This window comes from Pseudoalteromonas sp. BSi20311, assembly GCF_000239875.1.
GTDB lineage: Bacteria > Pseudomonadota > Gammaproteobacteria > Enterobacterales > Alteromonadaceae > Pseudoalteromonas.
This window is the reverse complement of record NZ_BADU01000174.1, coordinates 1-2,189: the sequence shown is the minus strand read 5'-3', so window position 1 is coordinate 2,189 and position 2,189 is coordinate 1. Positions and strand designations below refer to the sequence as shown.

2 protein-coding genes are annotated in these 2,189 nt (G+C 38.5%); both read left to right on the top strand.

The genetic code is table 11. The annotated features are described in order from the left end of the window. The coding region (locus P20311_RS17490; RefSeq protein WP_036985304.1) for a sensor histidine kinase KdpD at positions 1 to 724 on the top strand (724 nt) is incomplete at its 5' end. A 45-nt stretch (positions 725 to 769) separates the two neighbouring features. After that, complete coding sequence (locus P20311_RS17485) at positions 770 to 1,897, top strand: PleD family two-component system response regulator (RefSeq protein ID WP_008115345.1); 1,128 nt, start codon at positions 770 to 772, stop codon at positions 1,895 to 1,897. Positions 1,898 to 2,189: the final 292 nt, after the last annotated feature.

Below are 2,189 nucleotides of genomic sequence, written 5' to 3'. Positions count from 1 at the left end.
GTTTTTGGCGAATATGTCACATGAGCTAAGAACCCCCATGCATTCAATACTAAGTTTTTCACGCTTTGGCATCAGTAAGCTTGAAGATGATGATTTTAGTAAAGATAAACTTTTAAAATATTTAACCCGAATAGAATCAAGTGGGCAAAGGCTACTGTCATTACTTAACAATCTACTCGATTTGTCGAAATTAGATGTAGGTAAATTCCCATTTAACCCGCGAGCATGCGATTTAACGACTATTGTTAAAACAAGCATTGATGATGTGGCTGGGATTGCCATAGAAAAAGATATTAAGATTGCATTTAAATCAGAAAACCCACCTGTTATAGCGCAATGCGATGAAGAGCAAATTAATCAGGTACTTAGAAACGTATTGAGTAATGCATTAAAATTTAGCAAAGAACATAGCACTATCGAAGTTGTCATGAAAACAGACAATGGTTGTGCAAATATTGAAGTAATAGATAGCGGAATAGGCATACCTGAAGACGAACTTGAAACGGTTTTTCAAAAGTTTGTGCAAAGCAGCAAAACAAATAGTGGCGCAGGTGGTACTGGATTAGGGCTTACCTTGTGTCGTGAATTTGTTTCTTTACATCAAGGAACTATAAAAGCCTGTAATAACCCTCAAGGTGGGGCAACTATTAGTATTCAAGTTCCTTTAGAAATAAACCTCGATGAATATTTAGCCGATGAGCAATTAGCGAAAAATAGTAGCTAATAATTGAATTGTTTTAATGAACACGATTTATATGGATGAGAAATTATGGCTTTAACTAAAATTCTTGCAGTCGACGATGAACCATTTAACCTCGAAATAATTGAAGAAATTCTAGAGGAACTTGACTTTGAGCTCAGGCTCGCCTCAAGTGGCCAAGAGTGTTTAAGTATGGTTGAAGAGTATATGCCTCAGGTTATTTTACTTGATGTCAGCATGCCAAAAATGAATGGTTACGAGGTATGTAAAGAGCTTAAAGCGAACCCTATTACGCATGACATTATTGTGATGTTTGTATCTGCAAGGGGAACGGTTGAGGAGCGTATGGAAGGGTATTCTGTCGGCGCTGAAGATTATATTGTAAAACCGTTTGGGCACGATGAACTAAAGCAAAAGTTACAGAAACTCAATCAGGTTTTACTAGAAAAACAGCAACTGGAAAAACAGGTAAAAGAAGCAACCTCTACCGCCTTTAATGCCATGGCTAACAGTAGTGAAATGGGGCAGATAGTTAACTATGTTGAACATATTGGATTTATTAACGATGTAGAGGAGTTAGGCAAGGCGTTAGTGGAGTGCTTACAGGCATTTAACTTGCAAAGTAATATTGAATTTAGATGTAACGATATCAAATCGCACTTTGCATTAAATGGCGTGTGTTCACCCATTGTTATTGAGTTATTTGAAATGCTTAAAAGCAAAGGGCGATTGCATGAATTTTCTCATCGAATTTTAGTTAATTACGAGCTTGTGAGTTTGCTGATTTTAAATATGCCAGAACACGACGAGCAAAAACACGGGCGAATTCGTGACCATATTTGCTTTATTGTTAGTGTAACTGAGCAGCAGTTGCGGGCTATTACCACTAAGCAAATGTTGGTTTCGCAGCAAGAGCGATTAAACAAAGTGGCGAGTACTGTTCACAGTAAGTTTCATAGTTTAATTGGATTGCTTAACGACAGCCGGATAAATAACGAAAAAGTGTTTAAACGACTTCAAGAAGAGCTAGAAGAGCGGATCCCAACCATGGGACTCGATGAAGACCAAGAAGTGTTTATTTATAGAAAGGTCGATGAAACAATACAAAATTCGGTGGCACGCCAAGAATCTGTTGATCAGGTTAAAAAAGCGTTCTCAGAGATAGAGCAAGATCTCGCTTTATTGTTGAAAGGCTAAAGGTGCGGGTTACGGGCTGCGAGGCGCGGGGTAAATTGCTTGCTACGATTAGGCAAATAACCTATAGCAGCGACTTTATGTCGCGTCTTTTTAAGGTTAAATACGAAAGGTGTGCGCTACAGATTAACTAAAATCTGTACCTTAATTGTGGCTTCTCATTTACTCCTCATTCTCTTCTCTGTGTTCAATAGGATACTTAGTAAATTATGCACAAAGAGAGCTAAGAGGTTACAGAGGAAGTGATTACAGACAAAGGCTAAAGGTGCGGGTTACGGGCTGCGAGGCGCGGGGT

What these genes read in the sequence shown, in the direction of transcription:
- P20311_RS17485 (WP_008115345.1), top strand. Translation starts at nt 770, where the DNA reads ATGGCTTTAACTAAAATTCTTGCAGTCGACGATGAACCATTTAACCTC.